At 67.9% G+C, this 18,931-nt stretch carries 18 protein-coding genes; 6 read left to right on the top strand and 12 right to left on the bottom strand.

Going from position 1 to position 18,931, the window contains the following annotated elements; genetic code table 11:
• Both V6M46_RS12415 and V6M46_RS12410 read right to left on the bottom strand, forming a co-directional pair.
• Positions 1-720: an SDR family NAD(P)-dependent oxidoreductase gene (locus V6M46_RS12415; RefSeq protein ID WP_332665486.1), complete on the bottom strand. Its 720-nt coding sequence runs from the start codon at positions 718-720 to the stop codon at positions 1-3.
• Between the two features lie 103 nt (positions 721-823).
• Positions 824-1,957 carry a substrate-binding domain-containing protein gene (locus tag V6M46_RS12410; RefSeq protein ID WP_332665484.1) on the bottom strand — a complete coding sequence of 378 codons (1,134 nt, stop codon included), beginning with the start codon at positions 1,955-1,957 and terminating at the stop codon, positions 824-826.
• 240 nt (positions 1,958-2,197) lie between these two features.
• Between V6M46_RS12410 and V6M46_RS12405 the strand changes: the two genes are divergently transcribed.
• From V6M46_RS12405 to V6M46_RS12395, 3 genes are read left to right on the top strand one after another with little or no spacing between them, the layout of a single operon-like run.
• Positions 2,198-3,121 carry an alpha/beta hydrolase gene (locus V6M46_RS12405; RefSeq protein ID WP_332665480.1) on the top strand — a complete coding sequence of 308 codons (924 nt, stop codon included), beginning with the start codon at positions 2,198-2,200 and terminating at the stop codon, positions 3,119-3,121.
• A 25-nt stretch (positions 3,122-3,146) separates the two neighbouring features.
• Positions 3,147-4,796 (top strand): flavin-containing monooxygenase, encoded by a 1,650-nt coding sequence (locus V6M46_RS12400; RefSeq protein ID WP_332665477.1) that lies wholly within the window; start codon positions 3,147-3,149, stop codon positions 4,794-4,796.
• Positions 4,796-5,569 (top strand): SDR family NAD(P)-dependent oxidoreductase, encoded by a 774-nt coding sequence (locus V6M46_RS12395; RefSeq protein WP_332665474.1) that lies wholly within the window; start codon positions 4,796-4,798, stop codon positions 5,567-5,569. The genes V6M46_RS12400 and V6M46_RS12395 overlap by 1 nt, the downstream gene beginning before the upstream one ends.
• A 76-nt stretch (positions 5,570-5,645) precedes the next feature.
• Here V6M46_RS12395 and V6M46_RS12390 read toward each other — a convergent pair whose 3' ends face one another.
• Complete coding sequence (locus V6M46_RS12390; protein WP_332665471.1) at positions 5,646-6,788, bottom strand: acyl-CoA dehydrogenase family protein; 1,143 nt, start codon at positions 6,786-6,788, stop codon at positions 5,646-5,648.
• 89 nt (positions 6,789-6,877) lie between these two features.
• Between V6M46_RS12390 and V6M46_RS12385 the strand changes: the two genes are divergently transcribed.
• The 3 genes from V6M46_RS12385 (at position 6,878) to V6M46_RS12375 (ending at position 9,001) form a co-directional block, all read left to right on the top strand.
• Entirely contained in the window at positions 6,878-7,597 is a 720-nt protein-coding gene (locus V6M46_RS12385) for a hypothetical protein (RefSeq protein ID WP_332665468.1), read from the top strand.
• Positions 7,598-7,701: 104 nt separating this feature from the next.
• On the top strand, positions 7,702-8,220 hold the full coding sequence (locus V6M46_RS12380; protein WP_332665465.1) for a hypothetical protein: 519 nt from the start codon (positions 7,702-7,704) through the stop codon (positions 8,218-8,220).
• A 19-nt stretch (positions 8,221-8,239) separates the two neighbouring features.
• Positions 8,240-9,001, top strand: a complete 762-nt coding sequence (locus V6M46_RS12375; RefSeq protein ID WP_332665462.1) for a helical backbone metal receptor — start codon at positions 8,240-8,242, stop codon at positions 8,999-9,001.
• A gap of 3 nt (positions 9,002-9,004) precedes the next feature.
• Here the strand turns inward: V6M46_RS12375 and V6M46_RS12370 are convergent, their stop codons facing one another.
• The 9 genes from V6M46_RS12370 to V6M46_RS12330 all read right to left on the bottom strand — a co-directional run.
• On the bottom strand, positions 9,005-10,402 hold the full coding sequence (locus V6M46_RS12370; protein ID WP_332665459.1) for an NAD(P)/FAD-dependent oxidoreductase: 1,398 nt from the start codon (positions 10,400-10,402) through the stop codon (positions 9,005-9,007).
• 87 nt (positions 10,403-10,489) lie between these two features.
• Positions 10,490-11,374: a hypothetical protein gene (locus tag V6M46_RS12365; protein WP_332665457.1), complete on the bottom strand. Its 885-nt coding sequence runs from the start codon at positions 11,372-11,374 to the stop codon at positions 10,490-10,492.
• Positions 11,375-11,408: 34 nt separating this feature from the next.
• Positions 11,409-13,997 carry an ATP-dependent chaperone ClpB gene (gene clpB / locus V6M46_RS12360; protein WP_332665454.1) on the bottom strand — a complete coding sequence of 863 codons (2,589 nt, stop codon included), beginning with the start codon at positions 13,995-13,997 and terminating at the stop codon, positions 11,409-11,411.
• A 114-nt stretch (positions 13,998-14,111) separates the two neighbouring features.
• Positions 14,112-14,255 (bottom strand): hypothetical protein, encoded by a 144-nt coding sequence (locus tag V6M46_RS12355; protein ID WP_332665451.1) that lies wholly within the window; start codon positions 14,253-14,255, stop codon positions 14,112-14,114.
• Positions 14,256-14,341: 86 nt separating this feature from the next.
• On the bottom strand, positions 14,342-15,520 hold the full coding sequence (locus V6M46_RS12350) for a malate dehydrogenase (protein ID WP_332665448.1): 1,179 nt from the start codon (positions 15,518-15,520) through the stop codon (positions 14,342-14,344).
• Positions 15,520-16,152 carry a BMC domain-containing protein gene (locus tag V6M46_RS12345; protein ID WP_332665443.1) on the bottom strand — a complete coding sequence of 211 codons (633 nt, stop codon included), beginning with the start codon at positions 16,150-16,152 and terminating at the stop codon, positions 15,520-15,522. Before V6M46_RS12345 ends, V6M46_RS12350 begins: the two co-directional genes overlap by 1 nt.
• Entirely contained in the window at positions 16,149-17,540 is a 1,392-nt protein-coding gene (locus V6M46_RS12340) for an aldehyde dehydrogenase family protein (RefSeq protein ID WP_332665440.1), read from the bottom strand. The genes V6M46_RS12345 and V6M46_RS12340 overlap by 4 nt, the downstream gene beginning before the upstream one ends.
• Before the next feature lies 1 nt (position 17,541).
• Positions 17,542-18,780, bottom strand: a complete 1,239-nt coding sequence (locus V6M46_RS12335) for an NAD/NADP octopine/nopaline dehydrogenase family protein (RefSeq protein ID WP_332665438.1) — start codon at positions 18,778-18,780, stop codon at positions 17,542-17,544.
• A gap of 11 nt (positions 18,781-18,791) precedes the next feature.
• Positions 18,792-18,931, bottom strand: a 140-nt coding sequence (locus V6M46_RS12330) for a BMC domain-containing protein (RefSeq protein ID WP_332665512.1), incomplete at its 5' end; no start/stop codon positions are given.

Genomic DNA, 18,931 nt, shown 5'->3' with positions numbered 1-18,931 from the left:
TCATTGCGCCAGGTACCCGCCGTCGACGACGAGCTCGGAGCCTGTGACAAAGCTCGACTCGTCGCTGGCCAGGAACAGCGCCCCGTTGGCGACCTCATGTGGCTGGCCCGCGCGCTTCATCGGCGTCTGACCGATCACGAAGGCGTTGATGTCAGGGTCCTGGGCCTCGGTGAGCGGCGTGACGATGAAGCCCGGATGCAGGGAGTTCACCCGGATGTTGTCCTGCGCGTAGGAGATGGCGGCGCTCTTCGACATGTTCCGCACTGCCCCCTTGGAGGCGTGGTACGCGTGCGCACCAGACACCGCGACTGTTCCCCAGATCGACGAGATGTTGATGATGGACCCGCCACCCTGCGCCTGCATGTGCGGGATCACCTCGCGCATCCCGAGCCAGACCCCCGTTTGATTGGTTGCGATGACCCGGTTCCAGTCGTCGAGGCTCAGCTCGTGGAGGTTGTCGTACGTGATGATGCCCGCGTTGTTGGCGAGCACATCGATGCGTCCGTGGTCGGAGATCGTCTCCGCGACCACCCGCCGCCAGTCCTGCTCCTCGGCAACTTCAAGCTGGTGGTACTCGATGCCCTCGTCGAACTCCGCTTCGCTGCCGCGACCGGTTGCGACGACCGTGGCTCCCTGCTCGGCGAACGTCTCCGCGATGGCGCGACCGATGCCTCGGCCGGCACCCGTGACGATCGCGACCTTGCCCTTGAGTCGGCTCATGATGTGTTCCTCGGTTCGTGATGGTTGGCCGGGTTCGTCTGGCGATCCTGACCGGGGGTGGAGCGGCCGCTCCCGACTGAAGGTTCGGGAGCGGCCGCCGATCTCACTTGAACAGCTTCTGCAGCTGCGGGACCGTCAGGCCCGACGAGAGGATCGCGTCAGGCGGCAGGTCCTTCTCGCACTTGGGCAGCTTGGCCGGATCGGTGGAGTCCTCGATGATCTGCAGGTTGAACGTCGACGGTTCGTCGTTCTTGATGCCGTTGAACGCAGACAGACCCTTGTGAAGCGCGACCTTGACGACCCAGTTGCGGGACGACTCCGTGGCGACCTGGAACGTGGGCTGCGAATCCTTGTACTTGTACCAAAGGCACGCGAACTCGTTCGAGTCGTTGGCCGACCACACCGGCAGCGGCTTGCCCGCCGCGATGAAGGCACGAATGCCGCCCACCGAACCTCCGCCGTAATCGGCGACGATCCCGTCGATGCTGCCGTACTTCGTGATCAGACCGGCGACGACCTGCTGGGTCTTGCCAGGCTCCCAGTCGGTCGACACAGGCCCGTCCGAATTGAGGAGCTTGATGCCCGAGTGCGCCTTCGCCTCCTTGACGACGCCGTCGTAGACGCCCTGCGAGTACGAGTTGCCGGCGATCCCGCCGAGCATCACGAGATTGCCCTTGCCGCCCATCTGGTCGATCGTCCATTTCGCGAGGGCCTGGCCGTACGTCGTGATGTCCTCCGCGACGAAGTCGACATAGTCGGTGCCGGGCTTGCCTCCGGGCGAGCCGACGAACGGAACGACCTTCACCCCGGCCGCCGTCGCCTTCTTGATCGTCGGCAGCAACGCCTCGCCGCCGTCGACGAACGTCACGATGACATTCGCACCCTGCGAGACCAGCGAGTTGATGTCAGAGATCGCCTTCTGGGTGTCGCCCTGGGCATCGGTGTAGATGACCTTCTTGATGTTGGGACACTTGGCTGCCTCGTCCTCAAGGATGGCGCGGGTGATCTTGCGCCACGAGTTCCCTCCGAAGCCATCGGCGAAGCCCACGGTGATGTCCTTCTTCCCGCAGAACTTCGAGATGTCCTGAATCTGGTCCTCGGTGCCGACCATCCCGACCTTCTGGTCCTTGACAGCCTCACCGCCCCCACCTGACGTACCGGCCGTGCCCGTCGAGCAGCCGGCGAGCGCGAGCCCGGCAGCGAGCACGAGAGCCGCGTAGTTCGTATTCCTCGACATTGTGCAATTCCTGTCTGATCCAGCGGTGCGGAGCGCGACGCAAGCACCTGGTGTGACCGAGTCTCGTGTCCGCATCGAGGTGTGACACGGGTCACCGTGAGACGGCAGTGCGTCATTTTGCGACGACATCTCCACCCTGCGATTCCGGCCTACATGCTGGGTTCAAGCGCACAAGTCGCCCCGACGAACACCAACGAGGCGCGGCGCTCATTGCCGTGGGAATCGAACTCTGGAGACACCATGAACGCACCTGAACCAACAGACCTGCTCGGCGAGATCTACGCCCAGTGGATCGTCGAGATGACCCGCTACCCGGACATGTCGATCGAGCTCCTGCGGATCATCTTCGACGACTGGCAACGCGCAACTGCCGAGCCGGCGAACGTCACGTACGAGAACACCACTGTCGGTGACGTGCCCGGGATCATGGCGGCCCCGGTCGACCACGACCCCGACCGAATCCTCGTGCTGATGCACGGCGGCGGGTTCGCGCTCGGCTCGGCGATCAGCCACCGCAAGCTGGCCGGACACGTGGCCAGCGCTTGTCGCGCTCGCGCGTTCGTCGTCGACTTCAGCCTCGCGCCGGAGCATCCGTATCCGGTGGCGCGCGACGAGGGACTCGCCGTGTTCAACGCCTTGGTCTCTGCGGGACACCGTCCGCAGGACATCACGCTCGTCGGCGACAGCGCCGGGGCGAACCTCGCCATCAGCATGACGTTGCGGCTGCTCGCCGACGGCGCGACACCACCCGGATCGGTCATCACCATGTCGCCGTGGCTCAACATGGAGAACAACGGCGCCACGCTCGAGTCCAATGACGCGACGGACTTCCTCATCGCTCGCGAAGGCTTGCAGGCCAACATTGACCGCTATCTGATCGCTGGCGCGAGTCCCACCGACCCGTTCGTCAACCCGTTGTACGCCGACCTGGCCGGGTTCCCCCCGCTCTACATCTGCGCCGGCGCAGTCGAGTCGCTTCTCGACGATGCCGTCCAGCTCCACGCCCTGGCGGAGAAGGCCGGAGTCGACGTGACGTTCGTCGTTTCAGACGACATGCAGCACGTCTACCCGTTCCTGGCCGGCAACCATCCCCAGGCCGATGCCGAGATCGCCGCCATCGGCGACTGGTACCGCGCGAAATCCACCCTCCACGTCTCCGCCTGACCCCACTGTCTCGAAAGGACGAATCATGACCAGCACGACACACACCGCGACCAACACCGACGTCGACGCCTTGGTGATCGGGGCCGGCTTCTCCGGCCTCGCCCTGCTCCATCATCTCCGGGAGATCGGCCTGAAGACTCTCGTGGTCGATGGCGAGGACGGCATCGGCGGCACCTGGCACGTCAACCGCTACCCGGGCGTGCGGACCGACAGCGAGTACAGCTACTACTCGTTCTCCTTCTCCAAGGAGGTCCGCGAGGAGTGGACGTGGACGCACCGTTATCCCGCCGGCGCAGAGGTGCTCAGCTACCTCAACTTCGTCGCGGATCGCCTCGACCTGCGCAAGGACATCCGCCTGGAGACGCGGGTTGATTCGGCGGTCTACGACGAGCAGCTCAACACCTGGACAGTGCACCTTGCAGGTGGTGGCACCATCACGACGAAATACCTCATCAGCGGTATGGGCGTCCTGTCCCAAGCGATCTACCCGGACATCCCGGGCATCGAATCCTTCGCAGGGGAGAAGTACCACACGGCACACTGGCCACGCTCCGGCGTCGACCTGTCGGGCAAGCGCGTCGGCCTGATCGGTCTCGGCGCCTCAGGCATCCAGATCGTTCCCGAGATCGCTCCGGAGGTCGGCGAGTTCTTCGTCTTCCAGCGCACACCCAACTTCATCGTCGAGACCAACAACGACGCCGTGACCCCCGAGGAGATGGCGTACGTCCGGGAGAACTACGACGCGATCTACGAGAAGGCGGCGAGCCACCCGTTCGGCGTCGCGATGGAGCCGGCCCAGTTCAGCGCCCTCGAGGTCACCCCCGAGGAGCGTCAGCGAATCTTTGAGAGCAAGTGGAACGAGGGCGGCTTCCATTTTGCCAACGAGTGCTTCAACGACCTGGCGACGAACCACGAGGCGAGCGAGCTGGCGTCGGAATTCATCCGCTCCAAGATTCGCGAGATCGTCAAGGATCCGGAGACTGCAGAGCTCTTGTCACCCCGCACCTACTCGTTCAACGGCAAGCGAGTCCCCACCGGGCACGGCTACTACAACGCGTTCAACCTGGAGCACGTCCATCTGATCGACACCGCGTCGGTCCCGATCACGGAGGTCACCGAGAAGGGGCTCAAGGTCGGCGACACGGAGTACGAGCTCGACGTGATCATCTTCGCAACCGGCTTCGACGCCATGACCGGAACCCTGACGAACATCGACATCGTCGGTCGCGGCGGAGTCACGCTGCGGGAGAAGTGGCAGACCGAAGGGCTCAGGTCGAATCTCGGAATCAATGCCCACGGCTTCCCGAACTTCTTCATGTCGCTCGGCCCGCAGACGCCCTACTCCAACCTCATCGTGCCGATCCAGCTCGGTGCCCAGTGGCTCCAGAGCGCCCTGAAATGGGCCGAGGAGAACGGGATCGAGTTCTTCGAGGCGACACCGGAGTCGGAGGACTGGTGGGTCGAGGAGACCGAGCGCGCCGGCAAGGCCACCGTGATGTACTCCGAGGGCAAGAAGGCCAAGGCCTGGTTCCTCGGCGAGAACGTGCCCGGGAAGGCCGAGGAGTTCCAGGTCTACATGGGCGGCGGCCAGGTGTACCAGCAGTACTGCCGTGAGGTCGCGGAGAACGGCTACTCGTCGCTGCTCGCCCACGTCCCGGCGTCGGTGAACGCTTGATGGCCAGCCGCGTCGCCGGCAAGGTCGCCCTCATCACGGGGGCAGCATCCGGAATGGGCCGGGCAACTGCCGAGCTACTCGCCAGCGAGGGCGCGCTCGTCGCCGTGACCGACGTCGACAAGGCCCTCGGCGAGGAAACGGTCGAAGGCATCCGCGCTGACGGGGGCGAGGCCACGTTCTGGCCGCTCGACGTCAGCTCGGAGGCGGAGGTCGAACACGTCGTGACATCCGCCGTCGACCGATACCGCAAGCTCGACATCCTCGTGAACTGCGCCGGAGTCATCGGCGTCGACAAGCCCACTCACGAGGTGAGCGAGGATGAGTGGGACGCGTTGTTCGCGGTCGACGTGAAGGGCGTGTTCCTCTCCACGAAGCATGCCGTCCCCCATCTGATCGACAACGGAGGTGGCAGCATCGTGAACTTCTCGTCGATCTACGGCCTCATCGGCAACGACGAGTTCACGCCCTACCACGTGGCCAAGGGTGCCGTGACGATGCAGACCAGGCAGGACGCCGCGACGTATGGGAAGTACGGGATCCGGGTCAACTCGGTTCATCCGAGCACGGTTCTGACTCCCCTCGTGGAAGGCATCGCGAACGCCTACGACGGCGGTCTCGCGGCGTACGAGGAGATGATGACGGCCAACCAGTCCATCAGGCGCCTCGGCCGGCCAATCGAGGTCGCGTACGCGGTCCTCTACCTCGCGTCTGACGAGTCGCAGTGGGTCACGGGCGTCACGCTGCCGATCGACGGCGGATACACCGCCCGATGAGCCGGGTCATCGACTCGACTCGGCCCGCGACGACCGCCTCGGCATCGGGGCAACCTCGATTCCTTCGGGTCGGCGGTCAGCGGGCGAGGTCGCGGGCGATGACGAGGCGTTGGATCTGGTTGGTGCCCTCGAAGATCTGCATGACCTTGGCCTCGCGCATGTAGCGCTCGACCGGGAAGTCGCGGGTGTAGCCGGCACCGCCGAAGACCTGCACCGCGTCGGTGGTGACCTTCATGGCGTTGTCGGTGCACACCAGCTTGGCGATCGAGGCCTGCCGGGAGAACTTCTGCCCGGCGTCCTTCATCCGGGCCGCGGCGAGGTAGGTCGCGCGGGCGGACTCGACGGCGGCGGCCATGTCGGCCAGCACGAACCCGAGGCCTTGGTGGTCGATGATCGCCTTGCCGAACGTCTGACGGTCCTTGGCGTACGCGACCGCGGCATCCAGCGCACCCTGCGCCAGACCCGTTGCCACGGCGGCGATGCCCAGGCGTCCGGAGTCCAGGCCCGCCAGCGCGATCGGCAGCCCCTGGCCCTCGTCGCCGAGCCTGCGCTCGGCGGGGATGCGTACGTCCTCGAACAGCATCGTCGCGGTCGTGGAGCCCATCAGGCCCATCTTCTGCTCCGGGTGGTCCGCGGACAGCCCAGGCGTCTCGGCCGGAACCAGGAAGCAGGAGATCCCGCGACCGCCGTCGTCAGACGTGCGGGCCATGACCTTGTAGAAGTCGGCCTTGCCCCCGTGCGTCGTCCACGCCTTCGCGCCGTTGAGCACGTACGAGTCGCCGTCCCGGACCGCACGCGTCTTCATCGCCGCCGGGTCCGAACCCGCGTGCGCCTCCGACAGGCAGTACGCGCCGAGCTGCTCACCTGACAACATCTCGGGCAGCCACTGCTTGCGCTGCTCGTCCGTGCCGGCGGTGAACAGGCCGAAGCACGACAACGCGTGCACACTCACGCCCACACCCACCGAAGCCGACACCGCCGCGATCTCCTCCAGCACCTGCAGGTAGACCTCGTACGGCTGCCCGCCACCACCGAACTCCTCCGGATAGGGCAACGACAACAGGCCGGCCCGCCCCAGCGTGCGGAACACCTCACGCGGGAACTCCCCCGACGCCTCGATCTGCGCGACCTTCGGAGCCAGCTCCTTGGCCACGATGTCCCGCGTCAACGCGATCAGGTCAGAGGATTCCTCGGACGGCATCAGACGGGTGGCAGGCATGGCGCTCCTAGTTCGGGATCGGCGGCGACTCCAGACTACGGCGACCGCGTTGACGAGCGGAGGGGCCCGAGCAGGTCTAGCGTGCTTGCATGGCCGACCCGAAGGACGAGGCGAAGAAGGAGCTCGCCTCGCGTCGCAATGCGGAGGGGGAGCACCGCCTGCCGCCGGCGCTCGCGGTCATCGTGGCGGGTCTCGCGTACGCCCTGCTGCCCAAGTCCCTGCTCTTCGAGCCGCGGTACGTCATCCCGGCGATCGAGCTGGCCCTGCTCGTCGCCCTCGTCGCGACCAACCCGCGACGCATGACCCGCGAGACCCGGTGGTCCCGCATCGCCTCGATCGCCCTCGCGTCGATCGTGATCATCACCAACCTGGTGTCGCTCGGGTTGCTGGTCTACTCGCTGACGGACAAGGACGCGCCCGGCCTGCCGCTGCTCCTCGGCGCGATGCAGGTCTGGCTCACCAACGTCATCGGCTTCGCCCTGCTGTTCTGGGAGCTCGACCGTGGCGGCCCCGTCGCCCGGCGCGTCAAGACCCATGCCCAGATGCCGCCCGCGGACTGGCGGTTCTCGCAGGACGAGAACCACGATGCGGTCCACGAAGTCGCCGCGACCGCCAGCAAGAAGTCCGGCTGGATCCCGACCTTCGTCGACTATCTCTACGTCTCGCTGACCAACTCCAGCGCGTTCAGCCCGACCGACACGATGCCGCTCAGCTCCCGCGCCAAGGTGCTGATGGGGATCGAGGCGACGGCCGCGCTGCTCACATCGCTCCTGGTCATCGCCCGGGCCGTCGGCTCCCTCGAGGGCTGAGCGCCTCCCCGAGAGGTGTGGCAATTCCGTAAGCGGGTATTCACCCTGCGACAACGGTCTGCGCCCGTCAGGCTGCAGGCCGCCCCGAGATGAGGGAGAAGGACATGGACGACATGGACTGGTGGGTGTGGTTGATCATCGCCGTCGCTGTCATCGCACTGATCGCAATCGTGGCCGTGGCGGCCAGGAACCGGGCCACGGCGAAGGCGATCGAGCACAAGCGTCACCGAGCGGGGGAGCTCCGCGAGGAGGCCGAGGTGAGCGCCGTCGAGGCGAGTCGCCGCGAGGCGGATGCCGCGGCAGCGCAGGCCGAGGCCGAGCAGGCGCGCATCGCCGCTGAGCAGCTCGAGCGCCAGGCGCAGGAGCACGCGCAGGACGCGGGTCAGGTACGTGCCGCGGCCGGGGAGAGACTGGCGAAGGCGGACGAGATCGATCCCGACGTCGACGACGGCGCGCTGGCCGACCGTGGCCGTGCGACCGACGACCCGCTCCGGGACGAGCGCATCACGGATGACCGGCTCACCGACGACCGGCCCGACGACGACCGCATCAGGGATGATCGGCTCACCGAGGACCGGGTCGCCGGCGAAGCCCCGCGCGACACCCGGCGAGACATCCCGTAGGGCTGCCTAGAGTGACGTCATGACCACGACCGCGTCGGACGACCTCGGCCACCCGGTCGAGCTGACCCGTCCGGCGCGGCGCGTCGTGTCGCTCGTGCCATCGCTGACCGAGGCCATTGCCGCGACGCGTCCCGAGGCGCTCGTCGGTGCCACCGACTGGTGCACCCACCCGCCCGGTCTCGACGTACCGCGAGTGCGGGGCACGAAGAACCCGGATCGCGCCGCGATCAAGGCGCTCGAGCCCGACATCGTGCTGGCCAACCGCGAGGAGAACCGCGAGCTCGACGTCCGGCGCCTCCGCGAAGACGGCATCGCGGTGTGGGTCACGGTCATCGAGACGGTCGACGAGGCCTTCGCCTCGATGGAGCGGATGTTCACCGAGGCACTCGGCTGGGACCTGCCGGACTGGCTCGATGAGGCCCGGGCGGTGTGGGCCGAGCCCGCGCCCGACTCCGGCCGCCGGGTGGCGATCCCGATCTGGCGCGATCCGTGGATGGTCGTCGGCGGCCGTACGTTCACGGGCGACCTGGTCGGCCGGCTGGGTCTCGTCAACGCGTTCAGCGACGACGTCGACCGCTACCCGAAGGTCGAGCTCGCCGACATCGACTCCCCCGACGTCGACCTCGTCCTGCTGCCCGACGAGCCGTACGTCTTCACCGCTGACGACGGGCCCGAGGCTTTCGCGCACACGCCGACCCGGCTCGTGTCCGGGCGGTCGCTCACCTGGTACGGCCCGTCGATGCTGACCGCCCGCGCCGAGCTCGAGTCGACGCTCGACTAGCGGTCAGCTCCTGGGGTCCTGCCTGATCGCGTCGACGCCCTTGGTCGCGCTCGCCACGGCCGCCTTGCGGGCAGCCGCGCGGGACACCGCCTTGCGGGGTTCGCGCGCCTCGACCGTGACGGGCTTGAGCGCGACGACCGGCGGGGTCTCGCCCACGATCGCGTTGTGGCTGCCCCAGACGAGGTACTTGGCGGTGAGGTTGATCATCGTGGCGAACCGGTTGCGGTTGCCGAGCAGGGTCGCGACGTGCAGGCCGACCCAGATGATCCAGGCCGGGAACCCGGTGAGCCGCGGCAGGAACTTGATCTCGGCCACTGCTGACGAGCGGCCGATCGTCGCCATCGTGCCCTTGTCCTTGTACTTGAACGGCTTGACGGTGCCGCCCTTGAGCTCGGCCTTGATGAACTTCGCGACGTGCTTGCCACCCTGGATCGCGGGCTGCGCGAGCTGCGGCAGCGGCTCATCGGGGCTGATCGACACGTCGCCGATCGCGAAGACGTCGGTCATGCCCTTGACCCGCAGGTGCTCGTCGGTCTCGATGCGTCCACCACGCCCCTGCGGCACGGACCAGTCCTGGACCGTGGGGTGCGCCGTGATGCCGCTGGCCCACACGACGAGGTCGGCGGGGAGGAACTCCTGCTCTCCCTTGCGCTCGACGAGCACACCGTCCTCGCGGACCTCCTTGACGGCGGTCTCCAGGCGCAGGTCGACATCGCGCTTGTCGAGCGACTTCTTGGCGTAGTCACGCAGCTTGGGGTGGAACGGTCCCAGCACGTGCGGCAGCATCTCGATCAGCGTGATGTGGACGCGCTTGCGGTCGAGCTCGGGATAGGTGACCGGCATGTCGTTGTTGCGCAGCTCGGCGAACGCGCCGGCGGTCTCGACGCCGGTGGCGCCGCCTCCGACGACGATGATGCGCAGGTCACGGTCCTGCCCGTTGACCGCGGCGTCCTCGAGCGCGGCGAACATCTTGTCGCGCACCGCGAGCGCCTGCGAACGGCGGTAGAGCGGCATCGAGAGCTCGGCGGCTCCGGGGATGCCGAAGAAGTTGGCGGTCACACCCACGGCGATGACCAGGTAGTCGTACTTGACCTCGACGCCGCCGTCGAGCTTGAGCGTCTTGGCCTCGTGGTCCATCGACTCGACGAGGCCCTTGAGGAAGCGCACGTTGCTCTGCTTGGCGCGGATCGCGCGCAGGAACCAGGTGATGTCGCCGGGGTTGAGGCTGGCGGTCGCGACCTGGTAGAGCAGCGGCTGGAACGTGTTGTAGGTGTGACGGTCGATCAGCGTCACGTCGACGTCGGCGCGCTTGAGCTTGCGGACGGCGGCGATGCCTCCGAACCCGCCTCCGACCACGACGACGTGAGGACGTTTCTGACCGGGAACGGTGCTATCAGGCATGCTTCCACTCTATCGACCGCGCCTGCGGCGACGCACATCGTGCGCGGCCGCTGTGACGACTCTCATGTCCGGACAAAACGGTCCAGGTCAGCTGCGACGCCTGCGGCGTACGAGGAGCACCGTGGAGACGGCGATCGCGGCGAGGCACAGCGGCAGCACGACCCACGAGACCACTGCGAGATCGCGATAGCTGTCACGGATCTCGGCCTCGGTCAGGTTCATCCAGTTCATGCCGGAGTCGAGCTGCTGCCGCACCAGCTCCTCGCGTGCGAACTCGTACATCACGAGGTAGACCGCGCAGCCCGCCGCCACGACTGACGAGCCGATCAGGGTGATGAGGGACAGGATCTTGACCCAGTCCGCAGGGGCGGGCGGCCGCGGCTGGGCGTACGCCTGAGGGTGCGGCGCCCACTGCTGCGGTGGCGCACCCTGCGGGTGCTGTGCCGCCGGGTTCGGTGCCGCCGGGCTCTGCTCCGTCTGGGTCGGCGGCAGCGGCGGAGGCCAGCCGGACGCGACCGGGGCGGGCTGTTCCTTGCCGCTGATCAGCGCGAACCAGCGACGTACGTCGGCGTTCCACAGCTGGAACACGCACGTCAGTGCCACGATGCTCACCACGATCGAGAGGAACGAGCCCTGCGTGATGCCGAGCAGGGCCATCAGCGGCGCCGTGATCGTCAGCATGATGCGGCTGACGGCATGGCCCTTGACGGTGTAGACCGCGAAGACCAGGACCGACGCGGCGAGGATCGCCAGGGTCGCGAGATAGATGCGGTAGACCGTCTCCGCGTCGCCGCGGCTGATCCCGTCGGAGACGAGCGGGTCGGTGAACCGCTTGACCTGTTCCTCGCCGCTCGCGGAGTACCAGCCGGTCAGGACGATGATGACCTGGATGACCTGGAACACGCCGATCACGCCCAGGTAGGCGCACGTCGTCACCAGCCTGGGTGGACGCGCAGATCGGTGCTCGGTCATCCCCCCATTCCAACACGTAGCCCAAGCTGCGCCGTCAGGCGGCCTTGACCGTCAGCTCGTCGGCATCCGGGGCACGGTCGACCACGACGGTGTCGCCGTCGCGTATGTCACCGCTGAGCAGCGAGCGCGCGAGCCGGTCGCCGATCGCCTGCTGCACGAGCCGGCGCAGCGGACGGGCACCGTACGCCGGGTCCCATCCGGTCAGCGCGAGCCACTCGCGAGCGGCCGGCGTGACGTCGAGCGTGATCCGCCGGACCGCGAGCCGCTTGGCCAGCGCCGCGACCTGCAGGTCGACGATGTGGGCCAGCTCCTCGGCGCCGAGGGCGTCGAACGTCACGATCTCGTCGAGCCGGTTGAGGAACTCGGGCTTGAACGACGCCTTGACGACCTCCATGACGGCCTCGCGCTTGGCGGTCTCGTCGAGTGCCGGATCGCTCAGGAACCGCGAGCCGAGGTTGGACGTGAGGACCAGGATCACGTTGCGGAAGTCGACGGTACGTCCCTGGCCATCAGTCAGGCGCCCGTCGTCGAGCACCTGCAGGAGGATGTCGAACACCTCGGGGTGCGCCTTCTCGACCTCGTCGAGCAGCACCACGGAGTACGGGCGGCGCCGTACGGCCTCGGTCAGCTGACCACCCTCGTCGTACCCCACGTAACCCGGAGGTGCTCCGACGAGCCGGCTGACCGAGTGCTTCTCGGAGTACTCGCTCATGTCGACGCGGATGATCGCGCGCTCGTCGTCGAACAGGAACTCCGCGAGCGTCTTGGCCAGCTCGGTCTTGCCGACGCCGGTGGGGCCGAGGAACAGGAACGATCCGGTCGGCCGGTCGGGGTCGGAGATGCCGGCGCGCGCTCGGCGTACGGCATCGGACACCGCGACGACCGCGGTCTTCTGCCCGACGAGCCGCTTGCCGAGCTCCTCCTCCATCCGCAGGAGCTTGCCGGTCTCGCCCTCGAGCAGTCGCCCGGTGGGAATGCCGGTCCACGACGCCACGACCTCGGCGACGTCGTCGGCGCCGACCTCCTCGTGCACCATCGAGTCGCCCTCTTGCGCAGCCTCCGCGGCCTGGGCGTCCTCGAGCTGCCGTTCCATCGCGGGGATCTCGCTGTAGATCAGGCGGCTCGCGGTGTCCATGTCGCCCTCACGCTGCGCGCGCTCGGCCTGGCTGCGGACCTCGTCGATCCGCTCCTTGATCTCACCGACCGCGTTGAGCGCCTGCTTCTCGCGCTCCCACCGGGTCTCGAGCGCGCGAAGGGCTTCCTGCTTGTCGGCCAGCTCGACCCGCAGCTTCTCCAGTCGCTCACGGCTCGCGTCGTCCTCCTCCTTGTCGAGGTGGAGCTCCTCCATGCGGAGCCGGTCGACGACACGACGCAGCTCGTCGATCTCGGTGGGACTCGAGTCGATCTCCATGCGGAGCCGGCTGCCGGCCTCATCGATCAGGTCGATCGCCTTGTCGGGCAGCTGGCGGCCGGGGATGTAGCGGTCGGAGAGCGTCGCGGCGGCGACGAGCGCGGCATCGGAGATCGACACCTTGTGATGCGCCTCGTAGCGCTCCTTGAGCCCACGCAGGATCGCGATGGTGTCCTCGGGGCTCGGCTCGCCGACGAACACCTGCTGGAAGCGGCGCTCGAGGGCTGGGTCCTTCTCGACGCGCTCGCGGTACTCGTCGAGCGTCGTCGCGCCGATCATGCGCAGCTCGCCGCGCGCCAGCATCGGCTTGAGCATGTTGCCCGCGTCCATCGAGCTGTCACCGCCGGCACCGGCGCCGACGACGGTGTGCAGCTCGTCGATGAACGTGATGACCTGGCCCTCGGACTCCTTGATCTCGGTCAGGACGGCCTTGAGGCGTTCCTCGAACTCGCCGCGGTACTTCGCGCCGGCGACCATCGCCGCCAGGTCCAGCGAGATGAGCCGGCGGCCGCGCAGCGACTCGGGCACGTCTCCGGCGATGATGCGCTGCGCGAGGCCCTCGACGACGGCGGTCTTGCCGACGCCGGGCTCGCCGATCAGCACGGGGTTGTTCTTCGTGCGCCTGGACAGCACCTGGATGACGCGCCGGATCTCGCTGTCGCGGCCGATGACCGGATCGAGCTTGCCGTCACGGGCCATCGCGGTGAGGTCGACGCCGTACTTCTCCAGCGACTGATAGGTGTCCTCGGCGTCCGCGCTGGTGACCCGCGCCGTCCCGCGTACGGCGGCGAACGCGGCCTGCAGCGAATCAGCGGTCGCGCCGGCGTCGGTCAGCACGGTCTTGGCCGCCGACTCGACGGTCGCGATGCCGACCGTCAGGTGCTCGGTCGACACGAAGTCGTCGCCGAGCTGGGCGGCGAGGTCCTGGGCGCGCTGCAGCACTTCGTGGCTCGACCGGGACAGCCCGGGATTCTGCACGCTGGCGCCGCTGGCAGACGGAAGCGACTCGAGCACCGACTTGAGCCCAGCGCGTACGGCCTGGGCGTCGACGCCGGCGGCCTGGATCAGGGGCGCCGCGGTGCCGCCTTCCTGCGTGAGGAGGGCGGACAGCAGGTGCGCCGGCTCGACGGCGGGATTGCCCGCGGCGGCAGCAGCAGAGATCGCGCTGCCCAGCGCCTGCTGGCTGCGCGTCGTGAACTTGGCAAGGTCCATGGTGGTTCTCCTGGAATGGAACGAGTGTCACTCATCTCAACGCGTTCAAAGTTGAGTCCATTCCTATCAACTCTCCAAGATCTCCCACTAGGGACCTTGGTCTCGAGTTGCCGCTCAGCCGTCGCCGTACGCCACGTCGGTGTCGGGCTGGCTCGACGTACGCGGATCGCGAACGGGCTCGTCGCCGCCGCGGTCACGTACGTTCGGCAGCTCGGACTCCCCCTCAGGATCCAGGAACTCTGCTGGCATCTCGGACATGACCCTCCTCGCGATACGCCGATGTGTCCTGCGTCACACTAGGTCGCCGGCCGGTGATCGGCAAGGAGGCTGCGCCCGAACGACCCTCAGCCCGCGCTGACCCTCGAGCGAATCGCGTCGGCGGCCCCGACCAGCGCCTCGAGCTCGCCCGGCAGAAGCGACTCCTCGACGACCTCCGCGACACCCTGCGGGGACAATCGCGCCCGGACGCCGAGGAAGACACCCTCGAGTCCGTACTCGCCGTGAACCATCGCCGACACCGGGACCGGCTCCGCGGAGGCACCCCGAATCGCATCGAGGAGTTCGACGGTCGCGTGGGCCGGGGCGATGAACGCCGAACCGGTCTTGCGCAGGCCGACGACCTGCGCGCCACCATCCACCGCGTCCTTCACACACGCGGCGATGACGTCAGCAGCGAGGACGTCGGTCAACGGTCGGCCCTTGACCGTGGCACTCGAGACCACCGGCACCATCTCCGCCCCGTGGCTGCCCAGCGTGATCGCCCAGACGTCGCGGGGCCGGACGTCAGCGGCACGTGCGATCGCCCGACGGAACCGGCTCGAGTCGAGCGTGCCGGCCATGCCCATGACCTGACGGTCGGGCAACCCGCTGTTGCGCCACATCTCGTACGTCATCTCGTCCACCGGGTTCGTGATGACGATGACGACCGCGCGCGGTGCGTGCTGCCCCACGGCCTCAGCCACATCGGCGATCACGCGTTGATTGACGGCGAAGAGGGTGTCGCGAGTCATTCCGGGCGTGCGCGGCCGGCCGGCCGTGACCACCACGACGTCGGCGCCCGCGACGAGCTCGAGCGAGGTGCCGCCCCGCACCCTCGTGGGTGATCCGGTGACACCGGAGGCGTGCTCGATGTCGAGTGCGGTGGCGGCGGCGAGCCCGGGCACGACATCGGCGATCGCCAGCTCGTCGGCCATTCCGGCGATCGCCGTCAGGTGAGCCGACGTCGCACCGACCATGCCGCTGCCCACGAACGCAATCCGGCCGAATCGCGTCGGTTCACCGCCTCGACGTACGTCGGGGGCCACCCATCGCGGCGACCGTCTCAGCAGCACACGCTGGATGGCTCGGGCCCCGTCGATCGCCGGCACAGCGGCAGGCGATCCCGGCTCGTGCCGCAGCTCGACGCCGAGGCGGTCCGCGATGTCGAGCGCCTGCGGTGTGATGACGGCATCGACAGGGACCTCGAGGGCTCGACCACCCGCAGACGCGACCGTCCGGACGTCGTACTCCGACACGATGGGCATCAGGCGCCTTCGATTGACGCCAGCAGAGCACCTGCTGCCTCGACGGCTGTCCTCACCTCTGCCTCGGAACCGGAGATGAACAGCCGCCCGAATCGACCGACCGCGCGGACCTCGACGATCTTGATCGAGGCGAACTTCTCAGCCTCGTTGGCCGCTGCCGTGATGTACGCCGCTGGGGCACACTCCACGATTCCGAGCGTCTCCCCCGGCACGAGCAGGGATCCGTAGCGCCACTTGTTGAGCAGCTGCGCCTGGTACGGCTCGACCGAGGTGATGATCTGGCTGCTCTCGATCGACGGGGCGATCCGGTCCGAAACCGTCAGGCCGGTATGCGCGAGAATCGCCTCGCGTGCGGCGCTGACCTCGGAGTTGTTAGTCGAGCGCAGGATGAAGAAGCCGAACTCACGCTCGACGATCTGCGTGCAGACCTCGACCTGCGCCGCCTTGAGCGCGATGTCGACGATGCGGAACACCTCGTTGCCGGGGCCGAGCTCGCCGACGAGGACGGTGTCGCCGGCGAGCGGCACCGAGCCCTTGACGGTGGCACCGTTGTAGGCCGCGAACTGCGGCTGCAGCCGGTCGATCTGGATGAGCGCCCGCAGGGAGAACCCGCTCGCTGTTGCCGTGGTCATCGTTGTGCACCCTTCTCGAAGAGGTCGGCCATGGTTCGCCATGGGCGGGATTCGTACGCCACGCGTTTGACGTTGATGAGGTGCATCGCCGTCACGTTGTCGGAGGTGATGGAGCCGGACAGCGTGCCGGTGCCGAGCATGAAGCTCGGCTCCACGTCCGCCGAGAAGCCGATGCCGGCGTGCATGCAGGGCACGTTGACGAACACGCGTCCGGCGTCGAGCGACGAGAACGCTGCGACGACGTCACTGTCCTCCGAGTGCAGAGCCGCGGAATGGCCCTCCCCGCCGAATCGCAGGATCTCTCGACTTCGTGCCAGACCTTCGGCCGAGTCAGCAACCTCATAGAAGGCCAGCACCGGGCTGAGCTTCTCCGCCGACAACGGGAACGCCCGGCCGACGCCGTCCTGCTCGACCAGCAGCACCCGTGTGCCGGGCGGGACATCGAAGCCCGCCTGCTTCGCCAGGGTCTCGGCCGACTGGCCGACGCTGTCCGCGACGATGCCCAGCGACGGCGTGAACAGAACCTTGGCGAGAGCCTCTGCCTCGCGGGACGAGCAGATGTATCCGCCGTGCTGGCGGAACTCCTGGCGGAGCTGGTCGGCGATCGGCCGGTCGGCAATGATCGCCTGCTCGCAGACACAGCCGGTGCCGTGATCGAAGTTCTTCGACGTGAGGATCCCGTCAGCGATGTCGGCAAGCCGCTTGGCCGACGAGCGATCGACGTAGCACGGGACGTTGCCGGGGCCGACCGCCAGCGTCGGCTTGCCCGACGAGTACGCGGCCTTGACCATGTTGGCGCCACCCGTGGCCAGCACGACGGCCGTGCGGTGGTGTCGCATGAGCGCCTGCGAGCCCTCGACAGAAGCGTGCTCCAGGCACTGCACCAGGTGCCGCGGCGCGCCCGCCTGCTCAGCGGCGATCGCCATGATCTCGGTCGCCTTCGCCGATGCACGGGCGCCGCGGGGGTGTGGTGCCAGGACGATCGCGTTGCCGGCCTTGACCGCCGACAGCACCTTGAAGATGACCAGGGCAGTCGGATGCGTCACGGGGATCAGCCCGGCGACGACGCCCATCGACTCGCCGATGGCCACGACCCGCGTGGTCTCATCGCGCCACAGCACGCCGAGTGTCGTGACGTTCAACAACCAGTCCGCCACGACGCGCGAGTTGTAGAGGTTCTTGAGGCGCTTGTCCTCGACGTTGCCGTAACCCGTCTCGACCAGCGCGAGCTCGGCAAGCGACGAGGCTTCACGCTCGGCGGCCTTGGCCATGGCACTGACGATGCGGTCGACCTGCTCAGGACTGAACGACCGGAACTTCAGCCACGCCTCGTGCCCGCGCTCAGCGCATCGACGGGCATCAGCGATGCTCTCCAGGTCCTCGTACATGTCAGACCGCCTGCCGGTTCAAGACGTTCATGGGGTGTGTGGTCGCGCTGTCCGCAAGAGCTCGGCGCAGGTCCGACGGCGCATGGGCGCCGAGGCCCAGCCGGTCGAGAGTGCGGCCTGCCGCGCCGAGATCAGTGCCTGCCAATGACGAGCTCAGCGCGACGACCGCATCGGTGATCGGAGTGGGCACGCCACACGCGCGTCCTGCACTCGCGAGCGGGACGAGCACATGTGCGACGTCATCGACGACGTGCGGTCCACCGTCCCAGCCGGCCAGCACGTCATCGAATGCCTCAAGCTCCTGGATCGCTGTGGCGAGGTCGTCGGTCGCGGGGTCGGCCTCGGCATCGCCGAAGGCTCGGAGCAGCCAGGCGGCGGCCGAGCCGGGGTCGCGTACGCCGAACCGAAATGCCACCGCCCGTCGCTCCTCGTCGAGCTGACGAAGCACGGTGCGCGACAGTCCGGGGGTGACCAGGTCCCGCAGAAGGGCATCGGCCTCAGCCTCGAGGGCAAGAGCGTTGTTGGCCAGCGGTGCCACGTTGAGCACGCCGGTGATCGTCGAGAACGCGATGTCCAGCGGACTGTCGACCGGCTGCAGCATGCCGAACACGTCAGCCAGACCGGCGCACAGATCGGGTGCCGCATCGACCGGGAGCGAGGCACAGCTCACGGCGTTCGCGACCGCGAGTACGCGCACCGCGGCACCTTTGCTTGTCGCAAGGTACGGCGGATGCTCCAGCTCGGCGACCGTGAGTCCTCCCGGTGCCATGTTGGCCTTGAGCGCTCGCGAGACGGCGACCGATCCGAGGAATCGCCCCGGGACCAGCACCAACGTCTGCCCGGGCACGAGCGCCCGCGCCAGCACGCCTGCGTACGTCGTGTGGCTCGTCGCAGGAGTCGCGATGAAGACGATGTCCGAGCCTTTGACAGCATCGTCGACGTTGTCGACCAGCTCGATTGCCGGCTCCCCTGACTTGCCGGAGGACACCGCGTAGCTGCCGACGAGGTGCTCGCCGCGGACCGTGATCGCACCGGCCTCCCGGAGCATTCCCAGGTCCCGGCCGTACAACGACGACAACCGCACCTCGAGTCCCGCGACCAACGCCTCACATGCCAGCAGCAGGCCGACCGGGCCCGTGCCGAGCACGGTCACGCGGGTGGGAGGCCGCGGCAGGTCGGCCGGGCGACCCGGTGCGTTCTGGATGCTGTCGAGAACAGCGCGGAACTGGGAATCGGACATCGTCTGGACGATCAGACCGTCGGCAGGATCGCCGCGATGTCGTCGTGCGGTCGCGGGATGACGTGGACGGAGAGGACCTCGCCGACCTTGTTGGCGGCGACTGCACCGGCATCGGTGGCCGCCTTCACGGCACCGACGTCACAGCGAATGC

The organism is Aeromicrobium sp. (genome assembly GCF_036676885.1).
Classification (GTDB): Bacteria; Actinomycetota; Actinomycetes; order Propionibacteriales; family Nocardioidaceae; genus Aeromicrobium.
The sequence above is the reverse complement of the archived record's forward strand: the minus strand, read 5'-3'. Positions and strand labels throughout refer to the sequence as shown.